We start from the raw sequence: 24,852 nt of genomic DNA on the forward strand, positions 1-24,852 counted from the left end.
ATAATTATCTCCTTTCAGCCTGCCCGAAACGGAGGCAGGAAATGCCTAAACATAAGATTGTAATAAGGGCGGCGACAGGTATCCACGGCATGAGTTCAACCTGCGCCGTATCAAGATTTGCTGCAAGTTTTCCGTATTCTGCCGTTATCACAAAGAACGGATACGACATTGGATAGGCAAACCACGCCTTTGTGTTGATGATCAATACCGATGGTACTATCGAAGCTAAGCCAATACCGATAGAAAAAATCGGAGTTTGAATACAAACTGATAACATCCAAAAAAATGCAATCATCGGTATTGCGGATAGAAATATCAAGCTAATCTCTTTTAGAACAAGCAGCGGTGGCAGAATAAAGTTATAATCCTGCGTCCCCGAACTGATAGCGGCGCTGATGTAGTACACACCTGTCATCATTAAGATTTGTGTTGCCGCCAGCGCTAGTAATACAACAAACTTGGCGATACATAGCTTTGCTGTGCCGATCGGCAGGGAAAGCATTTTCAAAATGCCCTTGTTTGCTCTTTCCGTCTGGCTTAAAAGAACTGTACCGACTACCATACTCGCAGGGAACATAAACCACGCCATTCCCATAAAGCCCTGAATAAAGAAATTGTTTTCTGGCGAAATTCCCTCTGCCTGCATACCAAAATTCATTTTGGCATTCAAGATAGATGGTATCCAAAGAATGACGGCAGCCACAGCCAAAATGAAAAGTATTTTAGATCGGCGTATCTTTTTGAACTCTACGCCGATAAGTGTTAAAAAGCTCATTCAAACGACCTCCTTGCCTTTACAAAAACGAGTTGCGCCAATCCACAAACAGCAAGCTCTGCGATTGCCCCGCAGATATAGTGCGTTGACTGCGTCATATCTGTACTCGCAAATATCTGAAAAGGCATTGCAAAGGGAAAGAGTGAAAGGGCGAAATTCGTTGCTGGCAGCATAGTTGCGGTAAACACGCATATTACGCCGATTCCGAGTGAAACCCACATATTTTTACAGGCTTCCGAAATGAGAAGCGACAAAATAATGCAGGGTAACATCAACAATAACGAATACCCAAAGCATTTGCACAGTTCACCAAAAAAACCGCTTCCGATCTCAAACCAATGATAAGAACAGAATGTGATTGCTCCAGCTTCAATGACAAGCACAAAAAGGCTCATAAAAACCGTCAAAACCGCTTTGCTAAAGAAAATAGAGCTTTCCCGAATGGGCAGGGACTTCATTTTCTGCATAGCGTTGTCGGCATATTCCGTATGATACAGCAGGCAAGTTCCGGCTACTGCAAGCAGTACGTTCAGCATAGCCATCATCTGCCAGTTTGCGCCAAGCAGAATTTGTATCGGACTGCCCGGCTGGTTAAGATACATTTCCGAACGGACTCCCATATTGACAATAGGAACAGCCGCCGCCAATATTCCACCACCGATGAATGCCGGTAGAAAGCCGGTCCGTTTTACCTTTTTGTATTCCAACGAAACGCTCATCGCACCGCCCCCCTATGTTTGTTGTCGGCGTCGATCAGGGCGAGGAAAGTATCCTCCAGATTGTCCGTAGGGTAGCCCTGTGAAGCTGCATTGAATTTAAGCTGGTCGAGCGTTCCCTCAAACAGCAAGTGACCGTGATTCAAGATACCGATGGTATCCGCCATTAGTTCTATTTCGGACAGCAGGTGCGACGATACCAAAACAGTACAATCAAATTTCTCCGGTAAGGAACGGATCAGCGTTCGGATTTCGTGGATACCGACAGGATCAAGTCCGTTTGTCGGCTCATCTAAAATCAGGATCGGCGGCTTTCCAATTAGGGCGCTTGCAAGACCTAACCGCTGTTTCATTCCAAGAGAATATTTTTTTGCAAGCCGCTTCTTAAACTGCGTCAGTCCCACGATTTCCAGTGCTTCCTCTACGGAGGATTTAGGCAGCCCTAATATTTTGCGGATAATTTCGAGATTTTCCTCACCGCTTAAATTCCCATAAAAAGCGGGGGCTTCAATAAACGAGCCGATCTCTTTTAGAATCTGCACTCTGTTGTCGGAGTACATCTTCCCATCAATCGTAAAGGAACCGCCGGTGGGTTTGGTAAGCCCCAAAAACATTTTCATGGTAGTAGATTTCCCCGCCCCATTCGGGCCGAGGAAGCCATATACAGCACCTTTCGGGATATGCAGATTGATACCCGAAACCGCTGTAAAATCTGCATACGATTTCGTTAAGTTTTTTGTTTCAATGATGTTCATTGTGTTTGCCCCTTTCTTATCATCGCAAGTACATTGTAACTTCTCAACCTTGTGCCAACCTTCTCGTGTCCTTACATTTACTTTACATTTCAGCGCATATTAGAAAATGAAAGATTTCTATGGTATAATAGGAAGCACAAAGGAGGTACCCTTATGGACTTTGATTACTTAAAACAAAAACGCATTTTGCTTGTCGATGATGAGCAGGAGCTTTTAGATATGGTGGTATCCATCTTAAACGAGGATGGATTTCAAAATATCAGAACGGCAAAAACGGTAAGTGAAGCGGTTGCAATTTCTGACACCTATCAGCCTGAACTTGCGATTCTCGATGTAATGCTCCCTGACGGGAATGGATTTAATCTGATGGAACGACTGAAAAAAGCGGCTGATTATCCTGTGCTGTTCTTAACTGCCCGCGGCGAGGATGATGATAAGTTCCGTGGCTTTGGGCTTGGCGCGGACGACTACATGGTAAAACCCTTTTTACCAAAGGAACTTTTATTCCGTGTAAATGCCATTCTCCGCAGAAGCTATAAAGCCGAAAATCCCCTTGTAAAACTGCATGACAGCGAAATTGATTTTGAGCGTGCAGAAGTCATAAAAAACGGAGAACATATTTCTCTTACGGCAAAGGAACACGACATCCTCTCCGCTTTGTATCGAAACGCCGGGCGAATTGTCACAATCGACGCTCTGTGCGAAGCGGCTTGGGGGGATAATCCTTTCGGTTATGAAAATTCGCTGATGGCACACATCCGCCGTATCAGAGAAAAAATTGAAGCGAATCCATCTCAACCTGTTTCTCTGATAACGATGAAAGGGCTTGGGTATAAACTGGTTACGGAGGGCAAGTAATGTGAAAAACATGAAGAAAGGAGCGGTACCGGGCACAATAGGCTGTGTTTTCCTGATTCTTTGTGCAAATTATGTATCGCATGGCGATTGATATGAAAAGCGTACCGAAACTCATACGGCGATTTGTCGGTATTATGCTCTTGTCCTCGCTGCTGCTCATTATTCTGAATTTTGCTTTATTGGGAATATATACGCTGAATCAGGCGCCGAATGGTTCTCCTTGGATTACGGCACAGGAAGTTGCCGATGACCTGTCCGAAAATGAAAACGGATATGTTTTAAGCGAAGATATGGCGCTTGAGCTTCAAAACACAAATGTATGGGCGGTATTTATTGAAAATGCAACAATGAAAGTAGTATGGCAGACGGATAATCTTCCCGAAACCGTACCTATGACATACACCGTTTCGGATATAGCGAACCTGACCCGTGGCTATATCGACGGGTATCCTACATTTACAGGAGAAGCCGAAAACGGACTTGCGGTTCTCGGCTATCCGAAAGAAAGCTTTTGGAAGCATATGTGGCCGAGTTGGGATTACAATTTCATCGCCAGCTTACCCAAAACGATTCTTTCTGTTTTAGCAATCAATATAGCCTCCATTTTTACCATTTATATGATTGCCAATTCCAAGCTGTTAAAATCCGTGAAACCGATTGTCAGCGGAATACAGGCTTTATCAACGAACGAAGAAGTCCATATCCGGGAAAAGGGGCTTTTATCCGAGCTTGCGGTAAACATCAACAAGACCTCAGATATTTTACAGACGCAAAGCAGGCAGCTCCGCAAAAGAGAAACCGCAAGAGCAAATTGGATTGCAGGAGTGTCCCACGACATACGAACCCCTCTGTCGATGGTAATGGGCTATGCCGGACAGTTGGAAAACGATGTGCAGTTATCAGAAGATAACCGCCAAAAAGCGGCGGTTATTGTACGGCAAAGTAAACGGATGCGAAACCTGATTAACGACTTAAACCTTGCCTCTAAGTTGGAATATAATATGCAGCCGCTAAACCCTGAAAGGCAAAATCTGATCGCCATTGTCCGTCAGGTCGTAGTTGATTTTATCAATATGAATCTTGATGAAAAGTACACGATTGAATGGGAAACAGATGAAGAATTAACTTCCTGTACCGCAAATGTTGACAAAGACTTAATGAAAAGAGCAGTAAGTAATCTGATTCAAAACAGCATGAATCATAACGAGCAGGGATGTCATATCTTCGTTCGTGTAAAGGTTGAAGATAATATTTGTACTGTGATTGTTTCCGATGACGGTGTGGGCGCGACAGATGAACAGATCGAAAAATTGAATAATACGCCGCATTATATGGTGTGCGACGAAAAAACAACTGAACAGCGTCACGGTCTAGGACTGCTCATTGTCAAACAAATCATATTCGCACACAGCGGAAAAATGCGGATAAAGCATAGTGAACACGGCGGATTTGAGGTCGATTTGAGTTTGCCTAATGGCGTGTTCGATGGGACAGGATTATCGGCTGTGGGATAGGGGCTTTAATGGCGGTGGGGGTAGCTTTGTCAGGCTTTACCATTGTCAGCGCAGGGCATACAGGAGTGGTTTCTACCTTTGGGCAGGTAAGCGAAACCGTGCTTCAAGAGGGGTTCCATTTCAAAGCCCCGTGGCAGAAAGTGACGGAAATGGATAATCGTATCGTGAAGCTGAAAGTGTCTACAGCGGCTTTCATCTTAGACTTGCAGACCGTTACGGTAAACCTGGCCGTAAACTACCGTGTAGCCCCCAGCAAGTCCTTTTCCATAGTGAAGAATGTAGGCACAAAGGATGAGGATGTACTGATTACCCCGGCGGTAAACGAAGTCATGAAGGCAAAGGCAACTGGCACTTAACCAACGGCCAGCGCGCCCAGCCGTATTTGAAGCCCGCCGTAGCAGACAATGTGGGAACATACCGCAAAATGATAGAGGATGAACTGAAAAACGGGTAATATTTTTTTAGATGAAAAAACTGTAAAAGCCGCTAAAAGCGTGCTGCAAAAAGGCCAGCGGGTAGAGCTGATACCGATAAAGTATGGCGTGGTGGTTAAGCGTATATGGCAGGAAACCGTACTGCAGCCGCCAAAACGCAGTCGGGAGGGCGCTTGACGTGTCATGTCCTATATGGTAGAATATAGATAGAAAAGCCGAAAGGAGGCTGCTGTATATGGGCATGACAGACGCGCAGTTTAAGGTTTTTATTCGCTTTTTGCTCAACGCGATGGAATCGGCGGAAAACGAGAAAGACCTGGTGAAAAAAGAGCAGATGTTTAAAAAGATCAAGGAGGATTTGCAGAAAGCCCTGGAGGATTAGCGGGATGGCTGCTGCAAGACCCAAAGAGTGCTTTATGAATGGCATGGACAGACGCACAATTTAAAGGGTTCCTCCGCTTTGTGCTGCAGGACGTACAAGATGCCATAGCTGAACAGGACCCGGAGAATGTAAAGGAGTTGCTGGCAAAGCTTGAGGACAAGCTGTAAAAGACCTTAGAGGACTAAAACGCCAAAACCAAATATACCCCGGCATAGGCGTTTGCCGGGCAGAGCCGAGAGGGGCTGTCTTTTCCAGAAATGGAGGGGACAGCCCTTTTTTCTTTTGGTAAAACCCACAAAGTACAGCGGTTTTTATAACACATCTTTAGGGCAGCACCCGTAACAGCGAGAAAGCCAAGCTGAAATCCGTACAATAAAGAAGCCCGCCCCGGGCGCCTGTAAAACACCTGGGGCGGGTTTTTGCACAGCTCTTCGCTGAAAAGGGAAGCCTCCAGACCAAAGCCCGGAGGCTTTTTCCGGGGCTACCTGCCGCAGCCGCAGCCGCCGCCCAGGTCAGTGGGCTTAGGCGGGAAAAACTCGTCAGTGGGGAACTCAATGCGCTGGAACAGGTCGCAAGGATTGTCAGAGGACGTGACGCACTCCTTCTCAGGCACGCAGAAGTCGTACGCCGGGATAAGGATTTGGACATTGCGCACAATCTGCACGATGATAAAAAGGCCGATGGTCACGTATACGCAGTTGTGCTGGGGGCCGGTTTCAAAGTCCCCGCCATACCGCTGGCACACGCAGTCGGGGATGCGGCAGTAGGGGTCGCAGGCCCCGCAGGGATACTCGCACAGCTTCGCGGACAGGGCCACAGGCTCTGCCACCTGCACAGTGGCTTTGGGCAGCACCTTCTCGTCCTCCGGCATGGTCACGTCGTCGCAGTAGCTGCCCGAGGAATACATTTTCACATTCCCCTCGCTGCCATACAGGATTACCTTTTTGTTGAACACGGAAACGCCGTTTACAGGCACCGCGCAGGTGGTAGGCCCGCCGAACAAGTCCAGGCACACATCGAAGAAAAAGGTCATATCCACCGAGTAAAAGCCCTTGTTAAAGGGGATGGGCTGCAGATCCACATACACGGTGATGACGCTGACATCCTTGATGCGCACATTGGTGGCACTGTCTACAAGCTGCTGCCGCGCTGCGGGGAACAGCACCCGTATGTCCTCCAGGCAGTCTTTATCGCTGCACGAATCGTATATGCGCATGGCGTCGATGCACACAGCTTCCTTAAAACCGCCCTCTCCCTCCTGCTGGGAGACGTACTCATTATCAGGCATGGAATCTCCTCCTTTTGTGTTCTTGGTACTATAGTATGACGGCAGGGGAAAATGGTGCAATGCCCGCGCACAAAACCGGGCCGGGCCAATAAAATGGAACAGAGGGATTCCTCAAAAAAATCCTGCCTTTGATTAAAGCCGGCTTTTCCAGGGCAAAATACCTGTGAAAGCCGGTTATGGCAATACAGCAGGAAGGAGCGGTACGGGCGGCCCCGTACCCCATGGCAATTCTTATGCGGAGCGTGAATATGGTGAACGTGCGTAGAGGCGATATTTATTATGCAGACTTAAGCCCTGTGGTAGGCTCGGAGCAGGGAGGCGTGCGGCCTGTGCTGATTGTGCAGAACGATGTGGGCAACCGGTTCAGCCCTACAGTTATCGCGGCGGCTATCACCAGCCAGCGGGACAAGGCAAACCTGCCCACCCACATAGAAGTGGACGCCCAGGGCAGCGGCCTTTTAAAAGATTCTGTGGTGCTTTTAGAGCAGGTGCGCACCATCGACAAGCACCGCCTCCGGGAGAAAATGGGCAAGCTGGATAGGGACTCTATGGACAGGGTGAACCAGGCCCTCTCCATCAGCTTCGGCCTGCGGGCTACATAAAGCCCGCAAGGGGCCGCGCATCTGCGCGGCCCCTTCCTTTTAGGGAATCCCCATTCCGTTAGGTTATGGCTCCGGCGGTTTAGGGGCTTCAGCCCTAAATACCCCACCACCTTTGAAGAAGGTGGCAAATCAAAAGCTAAACGCGCAGTTTGGGCGCTTCCTAATCCGGCCGGAAGCTTTCCCGGAAGGTAAAGTCCGCCTGGAAGCGGATGGACTTGCACTCCTGGCTGTTGTTATAGTATTTGTCCAGCAGCAGGTTCACGCAGTCCTGTATCATATTGGAAACAGGGAAGCCCACAGAGCTTAAAGAGGGGGTGAGGTACTCGTTAAAGTGAGGGGATCCATAGCCCATCATGCCTATGGCCCCCGGCAAAGACACCCCCCCAGCTCCCGGCAGGCCCTGATGCCTCCCATGGCAAACTCGTCTGCGCTGTAGACCCCCCTCTGGCACGTCGCCGGACTGGAGGATTTCCCTTGTCAGCCTGTAGCCGTAGAAGGCGCTGTCCCCCCTTCGACTCCCCTGTCCACAGCTTCGCCGACATCCCCAGCTTGGCGCAGGTGGCAAGGAATCCTTTTTCCCGCATCACGTGGTTGGAGATGTTCTGCCCAGTGCCCACCAGAGCCACGTTCCGGTAGCCCTTTTCAAAAAGCAGATGGCACTGCTGTCCCTTTTTCTCTCTTTGACTTCCTTTAACTCTGTCTTTGGACACTTCCCTAAAAAATCCACACTTGTCAAAATTCCCCCAAATGTGCTATAATACGACAGCATTATTCTACATATGCAAGCGTCTGAATATCTGTAGGGAGAAAACGCTCTATGTATGTTACATTGAATGATGACATAAAGAACAGCATCCAGGGCTGTATACACTGCACAAACGTGCGCTCTCTGTGCGATATTATGCTGGCAGGAGAAATCAGTTGCAGCAATGCCGTCCGCGAGGAGCAAAAAACAAAAAGGTCCCCTATTTTATTCGTACAAGGGACGTGAATAAGTCCGGGGCAGACGGTGTATACGCGCGTTTTCTAATGAACGGCAAATTGGCCCCCAAGGCCGAATTCGGCGCGTCCGGCGCCAAGCCAGTGCGAATTTTTATGGAGAAAGCGAATTGTTTTCCTTTACGGATTATCAGCGTGTCTTTATGCGATTATAAAGGCCAGACGGGAACCAGCGGGGAATTGAGCGACTTAAATCAGCGTACTGCTTTTAATGCGGAGGTCTGCTTTAAAAGGCGTGTCCCGGTATCGGCATTCACTTCTATTTATGTAAGGCGACAAAAAGAGTGTGAAATAGATTACGTGACACTTCCACCCGGCGATGAACTCCTTAACACTATTGCACAGATGATCGTAACGGTCAAAAATCGGCGTGACGCGCAGTTATACGGACTGGCCAAAGGACGCAAAGAGGATGATATAAAGAGGGAAAACACAGAACTGGTTTTGCGAGTGGGTCATACATTTCGTGGTGCTGGTTTTTCAAATCTTTCTGGAAGCTCCAACGAATACTACAAATTCACTCGATAAGAGGGGCGGGATATATGGGAATTTCTAAGTGGAACAAGAAAGAGGATCACGAAGAAGGCATCACTTTGTCTGACGTTATACGGGGACTGCAGTTTTGCGTAAATTCCAGCGCCGAAATCATGGAGCAGCACCATCTTGCCACCATGGATAAATACATAGACCCCAAAACCCAGGCCCCATTGGCAAAGCGGTTCGTCATCCGTGACGGATACGCCATAGACGTTCCTCTTATCTGCTTAAGCGACCATCATACCCTTTATTTGGATGAGATGGACGTGAAACTGAGCGTCAGGCTGAAAGACATAAATATCAAGGAAACCACCGCTCCGTTAAACGGCGATGGCTCTAAGTTTTCCATAGACAGAGGCAGTTTTCTGGTAGAGCTTGCTGGTGCTGTTCCGGATGAGGATGCCGCCGTGGACGTGAATTTGAAGTTTAAATCCACTCCGCCGCCAGAAGCGCTGGCCCGCATTGTGGAGAAGCTGGACAACGCGATCACTCCTTTTGAAATAAAGGGGGGCGATCGAGCAGAAAAGCCGGAGAAAAACTAAACTGGTCGTAAACCGCAAATTTTTTGTTTCGCGGTTTCAAAATTATAAATAACTTATAGGGAGATGATGGTATGGATCACGCGGTTGTGGGTGGAATTGTAAACAATCTGCCCATTGACAAGATGGTTTCAGCGCCTCTAATTGCCGCCATAAAGGCCCAGACGGACATGAGCATGGCGCTGGCCCACTTTGTTAAGGACGTGGGCATTGACGAAAAAGGCCAGGTCCGCATGGTAACTTTCAATTATCAGGAGAATGTGCTGGAAGCAGACGGAACGCCCAAAACCCAGGATCGCCATATTGAAGCGCCTTTTCTGGCTTTGACCGGCATCCCGAACCTGGCGATTGAAGACGTGCATATTTCTTTTGATTTGGAGGTATCCACAGCAGAAGATGACGAGAAGAAGAACCAGGAGGATGCAAAGGTTGAGACGGAGTACAAATCCTGGTGGAGTCCGGTATCGACAAAGTTTACAGGGAATGTTACACATAGCTCCTCTCAGACGCGCCATACGGATATCAGGGCCAAATATACATTTAATGTAAGCGCCCGCAAGCAGGATGCATCGGAAGGCTTTATGCGCATCCTGGACGCGATTACCAACAGTGCCGCTACCCCCCCACCCGGAAACCAAGCAGGGCAATCTTCTTCCCAGCGGAAAAAAAGACGGTAAAGATTCTGGTGGTGGCGCGTCGCCCAGCGGCAGTACAGAACCAACGCAGGAATAAAGAAGAAACAGAGTGTATCTTTTGTGGATGCACTCTACTTTTTTATAGCTATGGGAAAAAAGCGGGAGCAGTTTTTCAATAGACCTCTTGCGAAAATAAAAATAGAGCGATAAAGTAGAAGCATGAAATACGAAAAGCTAGCGAAATATTCAAACACAAAATTTCGGAGAATTACCAGGGTAAAGCGAGTAACATTTGACAAGATGGTAGAAATTCTGCAAAAAGGATATGCGGAAAAGCACCGGCGCCGTGGGAGGACGCCAAAGCTGAGCATAGAGGATCTGCTGCTGGCCACCCTGGAATATCTGCGGGAATACCGTACCTATGCCCATATAGCAGCCAGCTATGGAATAGCGGAAAATAATATCTACCGAGGGATCAAGTGGGTAGAAGACACGCTGATAAAGGATGGAACGTTTTCGCTGCCAGGACGGAAAGCGCCGCTGAAAAGTGATGCCGAGTATGAGGTGATTCTGGTTGACGCAATGGAATCGCCTAAAATGGACAGAAAGAGGGATGGATATGGGCATAAGATATATTGTCACAGGAGCAGCGGGTCATTTGGGAAGTACAGTTATCCGCTTATTACAGAATACGGACAGTGAAGTATATGGGCTTCTGCTTCCAGAAGAAAAGCCAGTGATTAAGGCCCCCAATATTCATTATGTCCATGGCGATGTGTGCAGGAAAGAAACACTATCCCCGCTTTTTGAAAATGCAGATATGAAAACAGTGAAGGTCATCCATACAGCAGGGATTATCAGCATAGAGCGGGAAGTATCACCGCTCGTATATGAGGTCAACGTGAATGGAACAAAAAACATGATACATATATGCAGAGAAAAAGAGGTTGACAGGTTTGTCTACGTGAGTTCTGTCCATGCTATACCTGAGATGGCCTACCGTGAAACAATTTATGAGGCAGGTTTTTTTTCGGCGGCTTCTGTAGTAGGCGGGTATGCAAAGACGAAGGCGGAGGCGACACAGAGTGTACTGGATGCTTCCCGGAAGGGGTTACAGGCAGTTATCGTACATCCCTCCGGTATTATCGGCCCGTATGATAAAGGGAATAACCATTTGGTACAGCTTGTCATAGAATACATGAATGGAAAGCTGGAGTATCGGCAAAACGAGGTCTTTTATTCTCTACAACTGGAGTTTACATTGAACAAAAATCCAACTGCTCCTGATACAATTATGCAGGAAATTTCTTATGCTACGCTGGCGGATATTCCTGACTGGATGAATTTTATCACCCTTGTCATTGACGGTTTTCCCTGCCTGGATGAAACCTCACATCTGGAACAGGTCAAGCAATATGTTCAACGGCGGCAGGCTTTGATTATGCGGGATGGCTCTACGATTATTGGGGCCACCACTTTTTCCTATCAGACCGGGAGCATCGACTTCCTGGCGGTGCATCCGCAGTACCGGCATTATGGAGTGACAAAGGCTTTGGCAAACCGTTTTATGTACCGGGTGGGTGATTGCGGGTGCATCGGCTCTGGACTGGCTGACTACTTTAATGCCAGCGAGGAAATGATGAAAAGGGCAATCTGTTTTTACAAGTTTGGCAATCTGGACGTTGACATTTATTTTGGACAATAAAAAAGCCGCTTTCGGTGTTGGTAGCACCAAAAGCGGCAAGCAATGGGCCGGATAGGGCACACATCGCCTCGACAACGATATTGTACCCCATCCCGCCCTTAAAAGCAAGAGAGAACGTATTTTCCCTTTGCAGAAAGGACGGTTTCATTTTATTTTATGAAAAAAGAAAGGATGGACGCTATCAAAAGAAAGTCACCCTGTCAGACGGCAGGCAGAAGCTGGCCTATGACCGCACCATCGCCGAGGTGAACCAGGCCGCCGACGCGCTCCGGGATCAAGACCGCCAGGGACTTGTGGTGGGGGACACCACCATCGTGGATGAGTGGGCAAAGACGTGGATAACTGCATACAAAAGCGGGTTGAGAGCTAATACGTTGGCAGGATACCGTAACGCTTATAATAACCACATCCTGCCTTTCATTGCCACAATGCGGCTTAGGGACGTTCGCCCGGTACACGTCCGCCGTGTGATGGAAGGTGTCAGCAACAAATCAGAAGAATTGCAGCGCAAAGTTCTTAATACCCTGCGTCAACTCTTTACCACGGCCCGGCAAAATGGGCTTGTGCAAGGTGAACCCACGGATGGCATCAAAATTACGCCCCACGCCCTGCCCAAAAAGAAGGAATATCTGACCCTGGAAGAGCAGGAGACGCTTATCGCAGCCTTGCGTCCACTGGATGACCATCGGGCGCTTTGTATTGTGGGGTTATGTCTCTACTGTGGCCTGCGCCGGGAAGAAGCTCTGGGGCTGCAATGGGGCGATATTCAGGGGGATAAGCTGACGGTGAACCGTGCATCCACCTTCCTCAAAAACAACCAGCCCGACCCGGTGCAAGAGCTAAAAAGCAAGTCAGCCCATCGGACAATCCCAATACCACAGCCATTGCAAGCTATTCTGGACGCTACGCCACATGCGGGTTTATATCTACTGACCTGCACAGATGGGCGGCCTATGACGCAGATTGCTTTCCGGCGAATGTGGGATAAGGTGGTCAGGGTTGCCCCCTGTGAAGTCCGCGCCCATCTGTTGCGTCACAGCTATTGCTCAAATCTCTACCGGGCCGGTATCGACTTGAAAACGGCACAGTACCTGATGGGACACGCTACCATCCAAATGACCGCCAACATCTACACCCACATGGACAAGGAAGGCGCTGCCGCTTGCCTGATTCAACTGGAGCGGTATCTTTCCGGGGGTAGTCAGGTTGGAGACAGTTTTTCGGAAAGTAGCCAAAAGGTAGTCAGCGGGGCAAATCAAGGAACGATTGGATAAAAGAAACACCCCGCAGACCGCAGTCTTACGGAGTGTTTCTTGGAGCTGCTAAGCAGATTTGAACTGCTGACCTCATCCTTACCAAGGATGCGCTCTACCAACTGAGCCATAGCAGCGCAATAGTCCACGAAGTGAACTATGCCAACTTTAAAAGCTGGATGGCGACCCGGAACGGGCTCGAACCGTCGACCTCTAGCGTGACAGGCTAGCGTTCTAACCAACTGAACTACCGGGCCATCCGGTGCCCGAATCACTTCGAGCGACAGTCAATATTATACACGGTTCGAGCCGCCTTGTCAACCCCTGCGGACAAAAAACTTTTCAGGGATGGTTTCACCCTTTTTCTCCCCGGATAACCATGGTGCTCTCCCGCTCATACAGCACCCGCACCTGCTGAAAGCCTGCATTTTCCAGCAGGGCTTTCTGGTGCTCCCAGGTTAGGGGGGTATCAATGTGGATAAACTGGCTCTCAGGGATACCGCTCTTCTCCCGTTTGCGCCGCAGGTGCTCCTGGCACAGGGTTTCCTCCTCGGGGCAGCAGGCAATGTAGTCGCACTCTATATAATACCCGCCTGGGGCCAGGGCGCGGTGCAGCTTCTCATAAATGGCCTGCTTTTTTTGAAAATCGAAGTGGTGCAGGGTTTCAAAGGACAGGGCCGCGTCAAAGGCTTCCTCCCCAAAAGGCACCTGGAAATAATCGCCTTGGATAAGCCGGATACCCTTTCCTGGGAAATTCTCCCGCAGCCTGCCCAGCATGGCAGAGGACAGGTCAATGCCTGTCACCTGAAGCTGGGGGAAGCGCTTGAACATGGCCTCCAGCTCCAACCCGGTGCCGCAGCCGATGTCCAGCAGGCTGGCAAGCCCTTCATCGAAAAATCCCGCGATTTCCCGGTATTCTGCCCCCCAGTTTCCCATATGTACGTCTTCGTATTTGTCCAGCCGGGCGGCGAAAAAATCCGCCATGCCTTCCGCCGGATCCTCCCGGGTCTGCAAAAGCCAGTTTTTTAAGTCCTTCAGGTACTGCGCTGTTTCCTCCGGCGTGCGTTTTTTGCTTTCTAGCATACTGGTTCCTCCTTATCCTGCCCCGCAAGCCGCCAAAAGGCTTCCTCCAGCAGGGCTTCCACCTGCTCTCCCGGCAGGTGGATACAGTTTGACACAATCTGGGTGGCAATGCCGTGGGAATAAAGCCACACATGGATGAAAAGCCGCTCTGCCTGCTCTAAAGGCAGATTTGCCGTTTTGGCCGCGTTTTCAATGGAAGCCCTGTTCCAGGGGGCTTTCAGGATGTCCTCCAGGGAGGCCCCCGCCATAGTCAGGTTCATAAACAAGGCGTTGAAGATGTGCTTTTCCTGCCGGGCAAAGGCCACATAGGCAATGGCCTGGCTTAAAAGCCTGTTTTCCTCTGTCATCCGCTGGGCCATAAAGGCGTCATATTGCCGGTCAAGCTCTTCCTTTAAGTCTGTCCGCAGCGCCTCCATAGAGGTATACACCCGGAAAAGGGGCTGGGTGGAACAGCCCAGGGCCTGGGCAAGGCTACGGGCGTTGACGTTTCCCAGCCCGCCCTCCCGCACAAGTTGTACGGCAGCGGCAAGAATCTCCTGTTTGGTGATGGTAGGTTTTGGGGGCATACCCGGCCTCCTTTATAATAACATATGTTACGTAACATTTGTTATTATAAAACGGATTCCCTTTCCTGTCAAGAGGGAAAATTTGCTCAGTCCAGCTTTATGCCCTTGAGCAGATCGCAGAGGGCCATGGCGGGCAGGGTGAGCAGGCACCACAAAAGGGAATAGGGCAGGCACACCTGTCCCAGGATATTCAGGGGCATGTCCTTGTAATCCCACACCCCGAAGCCCAGCAGATGATTCACCACAAGGCCGGTGCAAAGCTCTACCCCGGTGATAATGCCGGAGCCTGTGAGGCACCGCAGGGCAAGGCTTCTGTGAGACAGGGAGCCGCAGCAGATCCGCCCTATCAGGGTGAGGCACAGGCCCCCTGCAAGGGCCATAGAATAGTGGGTGCGGCCCCGCCAAATCATCTCTAAGGTGGGGTATGCGCAGCTTCCGGTTAAAAACAGCAGTCCGTCCATAAATCGCCATAGGATGCAGGCTTCCCGCACAGGGCCATGAAACATGCATCCGTTCCTCCTTTTTATGCGTGCTTTGCCCATTCCCCGGGCTTTCCTGTATTCTGCCACAAAGGGGGCTTTTTATGAGGGGCAGGTGTTTTTTCCCCGGGCCGCTTGTATTTTGCCCCCTGGTTCGCTATAATATAGATTCAGACGTTACTTTACTTTATAAAGAAAAGGCGGTGCGCGGCATGAAAATTCTGGTGACAGGCGGGGCCGGGTATATCGGTTCCCACACCTGCATTGTCCTGCTGGAACAGGGCTATGAGGTGGTAATTGTGGACAACCTCTGCAACAGCAAGGCTGTGGTGGTGGACAGGATTAAGGAATTGAGCGGCAAGGACGTAACCTTCTATGAGGAGGACGTGTGCAGCGAAAAGGCCCTTAGGGAGATCTTCCGCAAAGAGGGTATTGACGCGGTAATTCACTTTGCCGGGCTGAAAGCGGTGGGGGAGTCTGTGGAAATCCCCCTGCGGTATTATGAAAACAACCTGGGATCCACCATTACCCTTTTAAAGGTTATGGAGGAGTTCCATGTGCAGAACATTGTGTTCAGCTCCTCCGCCACAGTATATGGCGACCTGACACAGCCTCCCCTGCGGGAGGACGCACCCCTGCCGAACCACGCCAACTGCCCTTACGGCACCACCAAGCTGATGATTGAGCAGGTTTTGAAGGACTATGCCGCCGCAAACCAGGGCTTTAACCCCGTGCTTCTCCGGTATTTTAACCCTGTGGGCGCCCACGAAAGCGGCCGCATAGGGGAGGATCCTGCTGGCATCCCCAACAACCTTTCTCCTTATATCATCCAAACCGTAGTGGGCAAGCGGGACAAGCTCCACGTGTTTGGCAACGACTATCCCACCCCCGACGGCACCTGCCTGCGGGACTATATCCATGTGGTGGATTTGGCGGAGGGCCATGTGGCGGCTTTAAAGCTGTTTGAAAAGGGGAACTGCGGCCTGCGGGTGTATAACCTGGGCACAGGCCGGGCCTATTCTGTGCTGGAGGTGCTGAAAGCCTATTCCGAGGCTGCCGGGCAGGAGATCCCCTATGTGATAGAAGGACGCCGGGCCGGGGACTTGCCGGAAAGCTACGCCGACGTTTCCAAAGCAAAGGAAGAACTGCACTGGGAAGCAAAGCGAACCTTGCAGGACATGTGCGCAGACTCCCTGCGCTGGCAGAGGCAGAACCCCGATGGCTATGGGGAATAAGCTGCTGATAGGGGAGAGGGTGGTGCTGGCCTCCCAGTCCCCCAGCCGGAAAATGCTGCTGGAGCAGGCGGGGATAGCCTTTGACGTGGTGGTTTCCGGGGTGGATGAGGACGTGCCGGAGGGCTTCACCCCCGCCCAGACGGTGGAAGAATTAAGCGCCCGGAAGGCCCGGGCTGTGGCTCCCCTGTGCCCGGGCAGGGCGGTTATCGCGGCGGATTCCATAGTGTCCATTGACGGGCTGGTGTTGGGCAAGCCGGAAAGCGACGGGGCCGCCTGCCGGATGCTCCGCAGGCTTTCCGGCCGCACCCACGAGATTTTCACCGGGGTGTGCCTGCTGGCAAAAGGCGGGCAGCAGGTGTTCCACCAAGTGACCCAGGTGAAGTTTTACGATTTGACCGACGAAGAAATCGCCGCCTACGTGGCCATGGGGGAGTCCCGGGGCCGGGCCGGTTCTTATGGCATTGAGGGCGCGGGGGTTATCCTGGTGGAAAGCATTCAGGGAGACTATTCCAACATTGTGGGCCTGCCTGTGGCGGAAACCCTGCGGCGGCTGCGGGCCATGCTGGGATAGGCAGCCCCCCCATGGAGGGAGCTTATGGCAAAAAAGGAATATGCGGGAGAGGAATTTTCTGCCCTGCGGCTGGAGGAGGGGGATTTTCGCGGCGTCCTGTTCGAGGACTGCCTCTTTTCGGACTGCCGCTTCCAGGGGCTTTCCTTCCAGAGCTGCCGCTTCACCGGGTGCCATTTTGCCCGGTGCCGCTTAGGAGGGCTTTCCTTTGACAACGTCCAGGCCATGGGCAATTCCTTTGAGGACTGCGCGGTGCTGGGAATAGACTGGGCCGCCCTCTTAGATCCCCGGAAGCAGGATTTGGGTTTCCTGCCCTTTGACAGCTTTGCCCGCTGCACCCTGCACCACTGCCTCTTTTTCCACCTGGAGCTGGGGAAGTTCTCTTTTGCTGGCTGCGATCTTTCCGGCAGCTTTTTTGAGGACTGCCGCCTTAGCGGGGCGGATTTTTCCGGCTGCCTGCTGCGGGGCGCCGCTTTTTCCCACAACGACCTTTCCGGCGCAGACTTCCGGGGGGCCGCGGAGTACGGCTTCTCCATAGAGGGCAACCAGGTGAAGGGGGCGAAGTTCTCCATGCCCGAGGCGGTAAGCCTTCTGTATGGCCTGGGGCTGGAGATTGACGGAGGATGACAGACAGGAGCAAAGGCAGAGGAACGTTTCTTTTTGCCTTTGCTCTTTCTTTTTCAAAGCTTTTGTGGTATACTGGCAAGGCTGGAGCCATGCCTGCGCCTTTATAACAGCCTGCACCCGCTGGGGCAGGACAGGAACCTGTGTGAAAAGCCTGAAAGCTTTCAGGCTTTCGCGGGGCGCAAAAGGGCATACTGCAAGCGGCGTTCCGGCAAAAATACGCGCTGTATCCCTGCGGAAAAAGGGAACAGCAGTGGAGGTTTTTTATGATGGAAAGCAAAACAGCACACCCCGCCCGTCCCATGCAGGAGCTGGTGCTCACTGCCCTGTTCGCCGCCATTATTCTCTTAATGGCTTTCACGCCTTTGGGGCTTATCGACCTGCCCCTTATCAAGGCCACCATCCTGCATGTGCCGGTCATTATCGGCTCTGTGGTTCTTGGCCCTAAGCGGGGGGCTGGGCTGGGCGCTCTTTTCGGCCTTGTCAGCCTTTGGAAAAACACCATGGCCCCCAGCCTTTTAAGCTTTGCCTTTTCCCCCTTTGTGCCCCTGCCCGGAACGGACAAGGGCAGCCTGTGGGCGCTGCTGATCTGCCTTGTGCCCCGCATCCTTACAGGCGCGGTGCCCTGGTTCGTATTTGCCGGCATGTCCCGGTTGGCAAAGGGAAGGGCCTGGGGCCGCAGGACAGGCTTTGTGCTGGCGGGGATTGCCGGCGCGGCGGTGAACACCGTGTTGGTAATGGGCCTGATGGGCCTTGTGCTGGGAGAGGCTTTTGCCGCGGCCCAGGGCATTTCCCATACCCTGGTTAGTGGGGCCATTTTAAGCATTATGCTGGCAAACGGCATTCCCGAGGCCATAGCGGCGGCAGTGCTTTGCGGGGCCATATGCGCGGGGCTTGACAAGGCCCGCGTTATCCCCAACAGGGAACAGGAGGAGAAAGCATGATTCTTGCAATTGACATAGGCAATACCAACACAGTGCTGGGGTGCCTGGAGGGGGACAATCTCCTTTTCACCCTGCGCATCCGCAGCGACCGCTACAAGACAGCAGACGAATACAGCCTGCTTTTAGAGGGCCTGCTCTCCCGGCAGGGGGTGGATCCCAAGGGCTTAGAGGGAGGAATTTTAGCCAGCGTGGTGCCGGAACTGCGCACTGTCATTGCGGACGCGGCCCGGCAGATGACGGGGAAGGAATTCCTGGTTGTAGGCGCGGGGTTAAAAACAGGCCTGGATATCCGTATCGACAACCCGGCCCAGCTTGGGGCAGACCGGGTGGTGGACGCGGTGGCGGCTTTGGCTGCATACGACCCGCCCTTGGTTATTTTTGACATGGGCACTGCCACCACTATGTCGGTGGTGGGAAAGAACGGCGCCCACCTGGGGGGCATGATTATGCCCGGCCTGCGCACCTCTGTAGACGCCCTCAGCGCCCGGGCGGCCCAGCTTCCCTATATCCATCTGGAAGCCCCGCCCCGGGTTATCGGCACCAACACGGTGGACTGTATGCAGGCCGGGGCTATTTATGGCAGCGCCTGTATGCTGGACGGCCTTATCGGCCGGGTGGAGGAAGCCCTGGGGGAGAAGGTTACGGCAGTGGCCACAGGGGGGCTGATGGCAGTTGTCCACCCTTATTGCAAAAGGGAAATCCACTATGAGCCGAACCTGCTCTTAAAGGGCCTGCACCTGCTCTATGAGAAAAACAGGAAGGCATAAGGCAGCACCGCACAATTCCCTGCTTCCGCCTTAAGCGGCATCCCGCGGGAGCTTTTTCGCCATATACCAGTTAGAATTATGCGGTATTGCCATAAATAAAACCGCAAAGAAAGTGCGCGTACCCGCAAAAGGGCCGCGCACTTTTTTATGGCTTCCGCTGTTTCCCGCTGCAAGCCGCCAGGCTTTCCAGCCGCAGCATGGCGCTGGAAAGCATCCGCGTTCCCAAGGCAAACCCCATGGCTGCCGCAGCGCCTCCTGCCCCCAGGCCAATGAAGGAAAACCCGCTTAGAAAAAACAGCCAAACGCCTGCGGCCCCTCCCAGCCCCAGCAAAAGCCCAAAGAGCGCCCAGGCAGAAAGCCTGTACAGCTTTTCCCACATGGAACTGTTATTTTCCACCGCCACCATCCCTTCCAAAAATTTTCCTCCCTTATAATAGGACAAATCGTCCTTTTTGTCAATACTCCTTTATGCCAAAATGTTCTATAAGGACAGGGGCGAGGAGGTGAGCCGGATGGAAAATCGCTTGCGGGAGCTGCGGAAAAAGCGGCGGCTAACACAGGTGGGCCTGCAAATGCAGACAGGCATCGAGCAGACCCTGATTTCCAAATATGAGCGGGGAGAGCGGGTGCCGCCTACGGAAACCCTGATGGTGCTGGCAAAGTTTTTCGGCACCACCATGGACTATATCATGTGCCTGACGGATAATCCCCAGCGCCCGCCGCCTTTGGGCAGGGAGCCTGCCCCGGATAAGGAAAAGCCCGGTGCCTCAAAATTTTCCAAAAGCACTTGACAGGGGAAAAAAGCAGCGGTATAATGATAGTGTCCTAACAGTTTGGGAACTAACAGATTGGGGGATCCCGGAAAGGAGCAGCCAGATGGAAAATCGCGAACCTCTTCAGGGGCATCCGGCCCCGCGCAAGGAGCACTGGGACGAAATCGGCTTTCAGATACACCGGCTGCACATTTTGTGCAAGCGGCTGGTGGATCAGCAGGCCTTTCAGGACATGGCGGAAAAGCCCACCAAAACCCAGACCTGGGTGATGGGGTATCTCTATGAAAACCGGAACCGGGATGTGTTCCAACGGGATATCCAGGAGCAGTTCGGGGTGCGGCGGTCCACCGTGACGGGCATTTTGCAGTTGATGGAGAAAAACGGCTGGATAACCCGGCAGTCTGTAGGGGAGGACGCGCGGTTGAAAAAAATCCAGTTGACCCCGCAGGCAGTGGAGCTGCATGAGCGGGTGGGGGAGTGCATCCGCAAAACAGAGGAGCAGCTTTCCCAGGGGCTTTCCCCGGAGGAAAAGCAGGAGTTTTTCCGGCTGTGCGGCAAGATACGCGACAATGCTGAGAGCGCCATGAAGTGACAGCGCTCTTTTCTGCCCATATTGTTAGGGAACGTACTGTAAGGATATAAACTTATAAAAATTCAAGGCAGCCATCCCCATCCGCCACACTTACCTGTGAAGGTTTTTGAAGATTTTTAAGAAACTTTTTCCTTAAAAAAGTTTCTTAAGCGGGGTTTGGGGCAGGCCCCCAACGAAAGAAAGGAAGCGGTGCATATGATACGAAAGCTTGCCGGCAGCGTCCGGCAGTATAAGAAGGACACCTTGCTGGCTCCGGCCTTTGTCACCATGGAAGCGGTGATGGAGGTGGTAATCCCCCTGCTGATGGCAGTGCTGATTGACCAGGGCATTGAAGCAGGGGACATGCGGACTATCCTCAAGGTGGGCGCTGCCCTGGCTGCAGCCACCCTTATTTCCCTGGCCTTTGGTTTTTTGGCAGGACGCAGCGCCGCCAAGGCTTCCGCCGGGTTTGCAGCCAACCTGCGGCAGGATATGTTCCACAAGGTGCAGGGCTATTCCTTTGGGAACATCGACAAATTTTCCTCCGCCAGCATTGTCACCCGGCTTACCACTGACGTGACAAACCTGCAAAACGCCTTCCAGATGATGACCCGTTCGGTGCGGGCGCCTGCCATGCTGGTGTTTTCCCTTATCATGTCTTTTTACCTGAACCCCGGCCTGTCCCTGGTGTTCCTTGTCGCCATCCCGGTTCTGGGGGCAGGGCTGCTGTTTATCGCCAGCAAGGCCCACCCGGTGTTCGAGCGCATGTTCAAGCGCTATGACCGGCTGAACGTGGTGGTGCAGGAAAACCTGCGGGGCATTCGGGCGGTGAAAGCCTTTGTGCGGGAGGAGCACGAGACGGAGAAGTTTACAGCCGCCAGCGAGGACATCCGGCACGATTCGGCCCTGGCGGAAAAAATCCTGGCCTTTAACGCCCCGTTAATGCAGTTTTGCATGTATGCCTGCATTCTGCTCATCTCCTGGTTTGGGGCAAAGCTGATTTTCAAAGGCTCCATGACCACAGGCCAGCTTATGAGCCTTTTGTCCTATGCCAGCCAAATCCTTATGAGCCTGATGATGCTCTCCATGTTCTTTGTGATGATTACCATGTCCCGGGCCTCCATAGAGCGCATTACAGAGCTACTGGAGGAGGAAAACGAAATTAGCGACGGGGAAAAGGGCCTTGCGGCTGTGGCAGACGGCTCTGTGCGCTTTGAGAACGTGGAATTCCGCTATCAAAAGGAGGGGCGCGTGTGCCTTTCCGAAATTAACCTGGAGATTGCCTCTGGCCAGACTGTGGGCATTCTGGGGGGCACAGGCGCTGGCAAAAGCAGCCTGGTGCAGCTTATCCCCCGGCTGTATGACTGCACCGGGGGCCGGGTGCTGGTGGGCGGCGCGGACGTGCGGGACTATACCCTCCGGGCCTTGCGGGAGGAGGTTGCCATGGTGCTGCAAAAAAACGAGCTTTTCTCCGGCACCATCAAGGAAAACCTGCGCTGGGGCAATGAAAACGCCACAGACGAGGAGCTTGCCCATGTGTGCGAGCTGGCCCAGGCAGACGGGTTTATCCGGCAGTTCCCAGAGGGCTATGACACCTATATCGAGCAGGGAGGCTCCAATGTGTCCGGCGGGCAGAAGCAGCGGCTGTGCATTGCCAGGGCCTTGCTGAAAAAGCCGAAAATCCTTATTTTAGACGATTCCACCAGCGCGGTGGACACCCGCACAGACGCCCTTATCCGCCAGGCCTTCCGGGAGGAAATCCCCGGCACCACGAAAATCATCATTGCCCAGCGGGTAGCCTCTGTCCAGGATGCCGACCAGATTATCGTGCTGGATGGCGGTAAGATAGCGGATGCGGGCACCCATGAGGAACTGATGGAAAAGAGCGCTATTTACCGGGAAGTATATGAATCGCAGCAGAAGGGAGAGGATGACCATGGCGCAGCCTAGAGTACACGGAGGCCCTCCGGGCCGGGGGCCGGGAGCCTTTGTAAAAGGCCAGGGGCCTAAAAACCAGGGGAAAACCATAAAACGGCTGTTAAGCTATTTGGGCCGGGGGTATCAGGCGCGGTTTGCCGTGGTGCTTCTTTGCATCCTGCTAAGCGCTGTGGCCGGGGTGCTTGGATCCATGTTCCTGCAAACCCTCATTGACGATTACATCGAACCCCTTATGGCAGTATATGCCGGCACGTCCCAGGCCTTTTCCAGTGTAGGGCAGGGGATGGCGGCCCTGCTGGGGGCCATTGGCAGGATGGCGCTTATCTACCTTTTAGGCGTTGGATCCACCTTCCTATATAACTGGCTGATGGTGGGCATTTCCCAGGGAATGCTGAAAAAAATCCGGGACGATTTGTTCTCCCACATGCAGGCCTTGCCTATCAAGTATTTCGACACCCACACCCACGGCGACCTGATGAGCCGCTACACCAACGACACAGACACCCTGCGGCAGATGATTTCCCAGGGAATCCCCCAGGCCTTTTCCTCGGTGATCACAGTGGTTTCCGTGTTCTGCGCCATGGTAACCACCAGCATCCCCCTCACGGCTCTGGTAGTCCTGTTCGTGGCTTTCATGCTGGCGGTAACCAAGCACATCGGCGGGCAGAGCGGCAAGTATTTCGTCCGGCAGCAGCGGGCCTTGGGGGCGGTGAACGGCTTTATCGAAGAGCTGGTCACCGGGCAGAAGGTGGTGCAGGTATTCTGCCATGAGGACAGGGCCAAGGCGGATTTTGATGCCCTCAACGAAGAACTGCGCCGGGAGGCCGACGCAGCCAACAGCTATGCCAACATCATGGGGCCGGTTATGAACAACCTGGGCCATTTGCAGTATGTGCTCATCGCCATCGCTGGCGGCGCCCTGTCCCTTTCCGGCATAGGCGGGCTGACCCTGGGAGGCATCGCGGCGTTTTTGCAGCTAAGCCGCAGCTTTACCCAGCCCATCAGCCAGATTTCCCAGCAGTTCAACACCATCATTATGGCCCTGGCTGGAGCCGAGCGCATCTTTGACGTGATGGATGAGTCCCCAGAGCAGGACGAGGGGTATGTTACCCTGGTGAACGCAAAAGAGGTGGACGGAAAGCTTGCGGAGACAGCGGAGCGCACAGGGTTGTGGGCCTGGAAGCACCCCCATCACGATGGATCTGTCACCTACACCCGGCTGACAGGCCGGGTGGAACTGCGGGAGGTGGACTTCGGCTACAATGAGGAAAAGCTGGTGCTCCGCGACGTGTCTTTGGAGGCCCAGCCCGGGCAGAAGGTAGCCTTTGTAGGGGCCACAGGCGCGGGCAAAACCACCATCACCAACCTGATAAACCGCTTCTATGACATTGCGGACGGGAAAATCCGCTATGACGGCATCAACATCAACAAGATTAAAAAGCCGGATCTCCGCCGCTCTTTGGGCATTGTGCTCCAGGACACCAACCTGTTCACCGGGACGGTGGGGGACAACATCCGCTACGGGAAGCTTGACGCCACCGACGAGGAGGTGGAAGCGGCGGCAAAGCTTGCAAACGCCGACAGCTTCATCCGCCGCCTGCCAAAGGGCTATGACACAGTGCTCTCCGGGGACGGGGGCAGCCTTTCCCAGGGCCAGCGGCAGCTTCTGGCCATTGCCCGGGCGGCTGTGGCAGATCCCCCTGTGATGGTGCTGGACGAGGCCACCTCTTCCATCGACACCCGCACCGAACGCCTGGTGCAGCAGGGCATGGACGGGCTGATGCAGGGCCGCACTGTGTTTGTCATCGCCCACAGGCTTTCCACTGTGCAGAATTCCGACAGCATTATGGTGCTGGAGCTGGGCCGCATTATCGAGCGGGGCAGCCATAAAGAGCTTATTGCCCAGAAGGGGAAATACTACCAGCTTTACACAGGTGCCTTTGAGCTGGAATAGCTTTCCCGGGATATGGTTTCAGCCTGCCGCAAAGCGCTGTTGTAAGTTTTCAAGTGACCTGCAAAACCCAGGGCAGGCCTGCTTTATCAACATGAAAAAATGTGGAAAACTCCGGGGAATGGCTTAAATACTAGGTTTTTCGCGGAAAACCGTTTGCATATTGCTGGAAATTTTGCAATCTCGCAAAATGGGATTGCAAAATTTTTTGCCCGTTTTCGGCCCCAAACGGACTGCGCCGCCATGGCCTGCGGGAAGTGGCCGGGGATGATTAACCAGGAACAGGTAAGGCTGATCGCAGCATAGCCACAGATTGGGGTGTTCTTTTTGCGTTGCTTATACCTTTGGCATTTTCCCGGGC

At 52.6% G+C, this 24,852-nt stretch carries 29 protein-coding genes, 2 tRNA genes and 1 pseudogene; 21 read left to right on the forward strand and 11 right to left on the reverse strand.

The genetic code is table 11. The features are described from left to right. Nucleotides 1–4: 4 nt before the first annotated feature. From VSQ30_RS06545 to VSQ30_RS06555, 3 genes are read right to left on the reverse strand one after another with little or no spacing between them, the layout of a single operon-like run. On the reverse strand, nt 5–775 hold the full coding sequence (locus VSQ30_RS06545) for an ABC transporter permease (protein WP_334462899.1): 771 nt from the start codon (nt 773–775) through the stop codon (nt 5–7). Continuing rightward, nucleotides 772–1,494 carry an ABC transporter permease gene (locus tag VSQ30_RS06550; RefSeq protein WP_334462900.1) on the reverse strand — a complete coding sequence of 241 codons (723 nt, stop codon included), beginning with the start codon at nt 1,492–1,494 and terminating at the stop codon, nt 772–774. The genes VSQ30_RS06545 and VSQ30_RS06550 overlap by 4 nt, the downstream gene beginning before the upstream one ends. Continuing rightward, nucleotides 1,491–2,246, reverse strand: a complete 756-nt coding sequence (locus tag VSQ30_RS06555; RefSeq protein WP_334462903.1) for an ABC transporter ATP-binding protein — start codon at nt 2,244–2,246, stop codon at nt 1,491–1,493. The genes VSQ30_RS06550 and VSQ30_RS06555 overlap by 4 nt, the downstream gene beginning before the upstream one ends. Nucleotides 2,247–2,399: 153 nt before the next feature. On the opposite strand from VSQ30_RS06555, the gene VSQ30_RS06560 reads away from it, so the two are divergent. The 5 genes from VSQ30_RS06560 to VSQ30_RS06580 all read left to right on the forward strand — a co-directional run bounded on the left by VSQ30_RS06560 (nt 2,400) and on the right by VSQ30_RS06580 (nt 5,601). After that, nucleotides 2,400–3,104, forward strand: coding sequence for a response regulator transcription factor (locus VSQ30_RS06560; protein WP_334462904.1), 705 nt, complete (start codon nt 2,400–2,402; stop codon nt 3,102–3,104). Nucleotides 3,105–3,196: 92 nt separating this feature from the next. Further along, entirely contained in the window at nt 3,197–4,618 is a 1,422-nt protein-coding gene (locus VSQ30_RS06565; RefSeq protein ID WP_334462905.1) for a sensor histidine kinase, read from the forward strand. Between the two features lie 8 nt (nt 4,619–4,626). Then, a complete protein-coding gene (locus tag VSQ30_RS06570; protein ID WP_334462906.1) occupies nt 4,627–4,974 on the forward strand; it encodes an SPFH domain-containing protein in 348 nt (115 codons plus the stop codon). Between the two features lie 313 nt (nt 4,975–5,287). After that, nucleotides 5,288–5,434: a hypothetical protein gene (locus VSQ30_RS06575; protein WP_334462907.1), complete on the forward strand. Its 147-nt coding sequence runs from the start codon at nt 5,288–5,290 to the stop codon at nt 5,432–5,434. 38 nt (nt 5,435–5,472) lie between these two features. Beyond that, entirely contained in the window at nt 5,473–5,601 is a 129-nt protein-coding gene (locus VSQ30_RS06580; RefSeq protein ID WP_334462908.1) for a hypothetical protein, read from the forward strand. Nucleotides 5,602–5,915: 314 nt separating this feature from the next. Here VSQ30_RS06580 and VSQ30_RS06585 read toward each other — a convergent pair whose 3' ends face one another. Further along, nucleotides 5,916–6,722 carry a hypothetical protein gene (locus VSQ30_RS06585; RefSeq protein ID WP_237076404.1) on the reverse strand — a complete coding sequence of 269 codons (807 nt, stop codon included), beginning with the start codon at nt 6,720–6,722 and terminating at the stop codon, nt 5,916–5,918. Nucleotides 6,723–6,973: 251 nt separating this feature from the next. On the opposite strand from VSQ30_RS06585, the gene VSQ30_RS06590 reads away from it, so the two are divergent. After that, nucleotides 6,974–7,324 (forward strand): type II toxin-antitoxin system PemK/MazF family toxin, encoded by a 351-nt coding sequence (locus VSQ30_RS06590; RefSeq protein ID WP_160644276.1) that lies wholly within the window; start codon nt 6,974–6,976, stop codon nt 7,322–7,324. A 160-nt stretch (nt 7,325–7,484) separates the two neighbouring features. On the opposite strand, the gene VSQ30_RS06595 is transcribed toward VSQ30_RS06590, so the two are convergent. Further along, nucleotides 7,485–7,679 (reverse strand): type 1 periplasmic-binding domain-containing protein, encoded by a 195-nt coding sequence (locus VSQ30_RS06595; RefSeq protein WP_334462909.1) that lies wholly within the window; start codon nt 7,677–7,679, stop codon nt 7,485–7,487. Between the two features lie 674 nt (nt 7,680–8,353). Here VSQ30_RS06595 and VSQ30_RS06600 point away from each other — a divergent pair. The 6 genes and pseudogenes from VSQ30_RS06600 (at nt 8,354) to VSQ30_RS06625 (ending at nt 13,013) form a co-directional block, all read left to right on the forward strand. After that, nucleotides 8,354–8,851 (forward strand): hypothetical protein, encoded by a 498-nt coding sequence (locus tag VSQ30_RS06600; protein ID WP_334462910.1) that lies wholly within the window; start codon nt 8,354–8,356, stop codon nt 8,849–8,851. A gap of 14 nt (nt 8,852–8,865) precedes the next feature. Continuing rightward, nucleotides 8,866–9,402, forward strand: coding sequence for a DUF2589 domain-containing protein (locus VSQ30_RS06605; RefSeq protein WP_334462911.1), 537 nt, complete (start codon nt 8,866–8,868; stop codon nt 9,400–9,402). Nucleotides 9,403–9,473: 71 nt separating this feature from the next. Continuing rightward, the gene (locus tag VSQ30_RS06610) at nt 9,474–10,076 is read left to right on the forward strand and encodes a DUF2589 domain-containing protein (RefSeq protein WP_334462912.1); all 603 of its coding nucleotides are present in this window, start codon (nt 9,474–9,476) and stop codon (nt 10,074–10,076) included. A gap of 177 nt (nt 10,077–10,253) precedes the next feature. Next, nucleotides 10,254–10,628: pseudogene (locus tag VSQ30_RS06615) on the forward strand (helix-turn-helix domain-containing protein); the annotation flags it as partial. Nucleotides 10,629–10,692: 64 nt separating this feature from the next. Further along, nucleotides 10,693–11,739, forward strand: coding sequence for a GNAT family N-acetyltransferase (locus VSQ30_RS06620; RefSeq protein WP_334462914.1), 1,047 nt, complete (start codon nt 10,693–10,695; stop codon nt 11,737–11,739). Nucleotides 11,740–11,753: 14 nt separating this feature from the next. Beyond that, nucleotides 11,754–13,013, forward strand: a complete 1,260-nt coding sequence (locus tag VSQ30_RS06625; RefSeq protein ID WP_334462915.1) for a tyrosine-type recombinase/integrase — start codon at nt 11,754–11,756, stop codon at nt 13,011–13,013. Between the two features lie 40 nt (nt 13,014–13,053). Here the strand turns inward: VSQ30_RS06625 and VSQ30_RS06630 are convergent. The 5 genes from VSQ30_RS06630 to VSQ30_RS06650 form a co-directional block, all read right to left on the reverse strand. Next, a tRNA-Thr gene (locus VSQ30_RS06630) sits at nt 13,054–13,129 on the reverse strand. A 43-nt stretch (nt 13,130–13,172) separates the two neighbouring features. Then, a tRNA-Asp gene (locus VSQ30_RS06635) sits at nt 13,173–13,249 on the reverse strand. A 97-nt stretch (nt 13,250–13,346) separates the two neighbouring features. After that, nucleotides 13,347–14,075: a class I SAM-dependent methyltransferase gene (locus VSQ30_RS06640; protein ID WP_334462916.1), complete on the reverse strand. Its 729-nt coding sequence runs from the start codon at nt 14,073–14,075 to the stop codon at nt 13,347–13,349. Continuing rightward, nucleotides 14,069–14,641, reverse strand: a complete 573-nt coding sequence (locus VSQ30_RS06645) for a TetR/AcrR family transcriptional regulator (protein WP_334462917.1) — start codon at nt 14,639–14,641, stop codon at nt 14,069–14,071. Before VSQ30_RS06645 ends, VSQ30_RS06640 begins: the two co-directional genes overlap by 7 nt. 86 nt (nt 14,642–14,727) lie before the next feature. Then, complete coding sequence (locus tag VSQ30_RS06650; RefSeq protein ID WP_334462918.1) at nt 14,728–15,147, reverse strand: putative ABC transporter permease; 420 nt, start codon at nt 15,145–15,147, stop codon at nt 14,728–14,730. A gap of 185 nt (nt 15,148–15,332) precedes the next feature. On the opposite strand from VSQ30_RS06650, the gene galE reads away from it, so the two are divergent. The 5 genes from galE to VSQ30_RS06675 all read left to right on the forward strand — a co-directional run bounded on the left by galE (nt 15,333) and on the right by VSQ30_RS06675 (nt 19,258). Next, nucleotides 15,333–16,355 carry a UDP-glucose 4-epimerase GalE gene (gene galE, locus VSQ30_RS06655; RefSeq protein ID WP_160641569.1) on the forward strand — a complete coding sequence of 341 codons (1,023 nt, stop codon included), beginning with the start codon at nt 15,333–15,335 and terminating at the stop codon, nt 16,353–16,355. Then, on the forward strand, nt 16,339–16,926 hold the full coding sequence (locus VSQ30_RS06660; RefSeq protein WP_334462921.1) for a Maf family protein: 588 nt from the start codon (nt 16,339–16,341) through the stop codon (nt 16,924–16,926). The genes galE and VSQ30_RS06660 overlap by 17 nt, the downstream gene beginning before the upstream one ends. Nucleotides 16,927–16,950: 24 nt before the next feature. Further along, nucleotides 16,951–17,550, forward strand: coding sequence for a pentapeptide repeat-containing protein (locus VSQ30_RS06665; RefSeq protein ID WP_334462922.1), 600 nt, complete (start codon nt 16,951–16,953; stop codon nt 17,548–17,550). A gap of 263 nt (nt 17,551–17,813) precedes the next feature. Beyond that, nucleotides 17,814–18,491 (forward strand): ECF transporter S component, encoded by a 678-nt coding sequence (locus tag VSQ30_RS06670; RefSeq protein ID WP_334462923.1) that lies wholly within the window; start codon nt 17,814–17,816, stop codon nt 18,489–18,491. Then, nucleotides 18,488–19,258, forward strand: coding sequence for a type III pantothenate kinase (locus tag VSQ30_RS06675; RefSeq protein ID WP_160641571.1), 771 nt, complete (start codon nt 18,488–18,490; stop codon nt 19,256–19,258). Before VSQ30_RS06670 ends, VSQ30_RS06675 begins: the two co-directional genes overlap by 4 nt. A gap of 145 nt (nt 19,259–19,403) precedes the next feature. Here VSQ30_RS06675 and VSQ30_RS06680 read toward each other — a convergent pair whose 3' ends face one another. Beyond that, complete coding sequence (locus tag VSQ30_RS06680) at nt 19,404–19,673, reverse strand: hypothetical protein (protein ID WP_160641572.1); 270 nt, start codon at nt 19,671–19,673, stop codon at nt 19,404–19,406. A gap of 97 nt (nt 19,674–19,770) precedes the next feature. Here VSQ30_RS06680 and VSQ30_RS06685 point away from each other — a divergent pair, with 97 nt between their 5' ends. From VSQ30_RS06685 to VSQ30_RS06700, 4 genes are all read left to right on the forward strand, one after another. Beyond that, a complete protein-coding gene (locus VSQ30_RS06685; RefSeq protein WP_160641573.1) occupies nt 19,771–20,049 on the forward strand; it encodes a helix-turn-helix domain-containing protein in 279 nt (92 codons plus the stop codon). 85 nt (nt 20,050–20,134) lie between these two features. After that, a complete protein-coding gene (locus VSQ30_RS06690) occupies nt 20,135–20,623 on the forward strand; it encodes a MarR family winged helix-turn-helix transcriptional regulator (RefSeq protein ID WP_334462925.1) in 489 nt (162 codons plus the stop codon). 195 nt (nt 20,624–20,818) lie between these two features. Next, a complete protein-coding gene (locus VSQ30_RS06695) occupies nt 20,819–22,552 on the forward strand; it encodes an ABC transporter ATP-binding protein (protein ID WP_334462926.1) in 1,734 nt (577 codons plus the stop codon). Next, nucleotides 22,539–24,494, forward strand: coding sequence for an ABC transporter ATP-binding protein (locus VSQ30_RS06700; protein ID WP_334462928.1), 1,956 nt, complete (start codon nt 22,539–22,541; stop codon nt 24,492–24,494). The genes VSQ30_RS06695 and VSQ30_RS06700 overlap by 14 nt, the downstream gene beginning before the upstream one ends. The last annotated feature ends 358 nt before the right edge of the window (nt 24,495–24,852 follow it).

Source organism: Acutalibacter sp. JLR.KK004 (assembly GCF_036941085.1).
Taxonomy (GTDB): domain Bacteria; phylum Bacillota; class Clostridia; order Oscillospirales; family Acutalibacteraceae; genus Acutalibacter.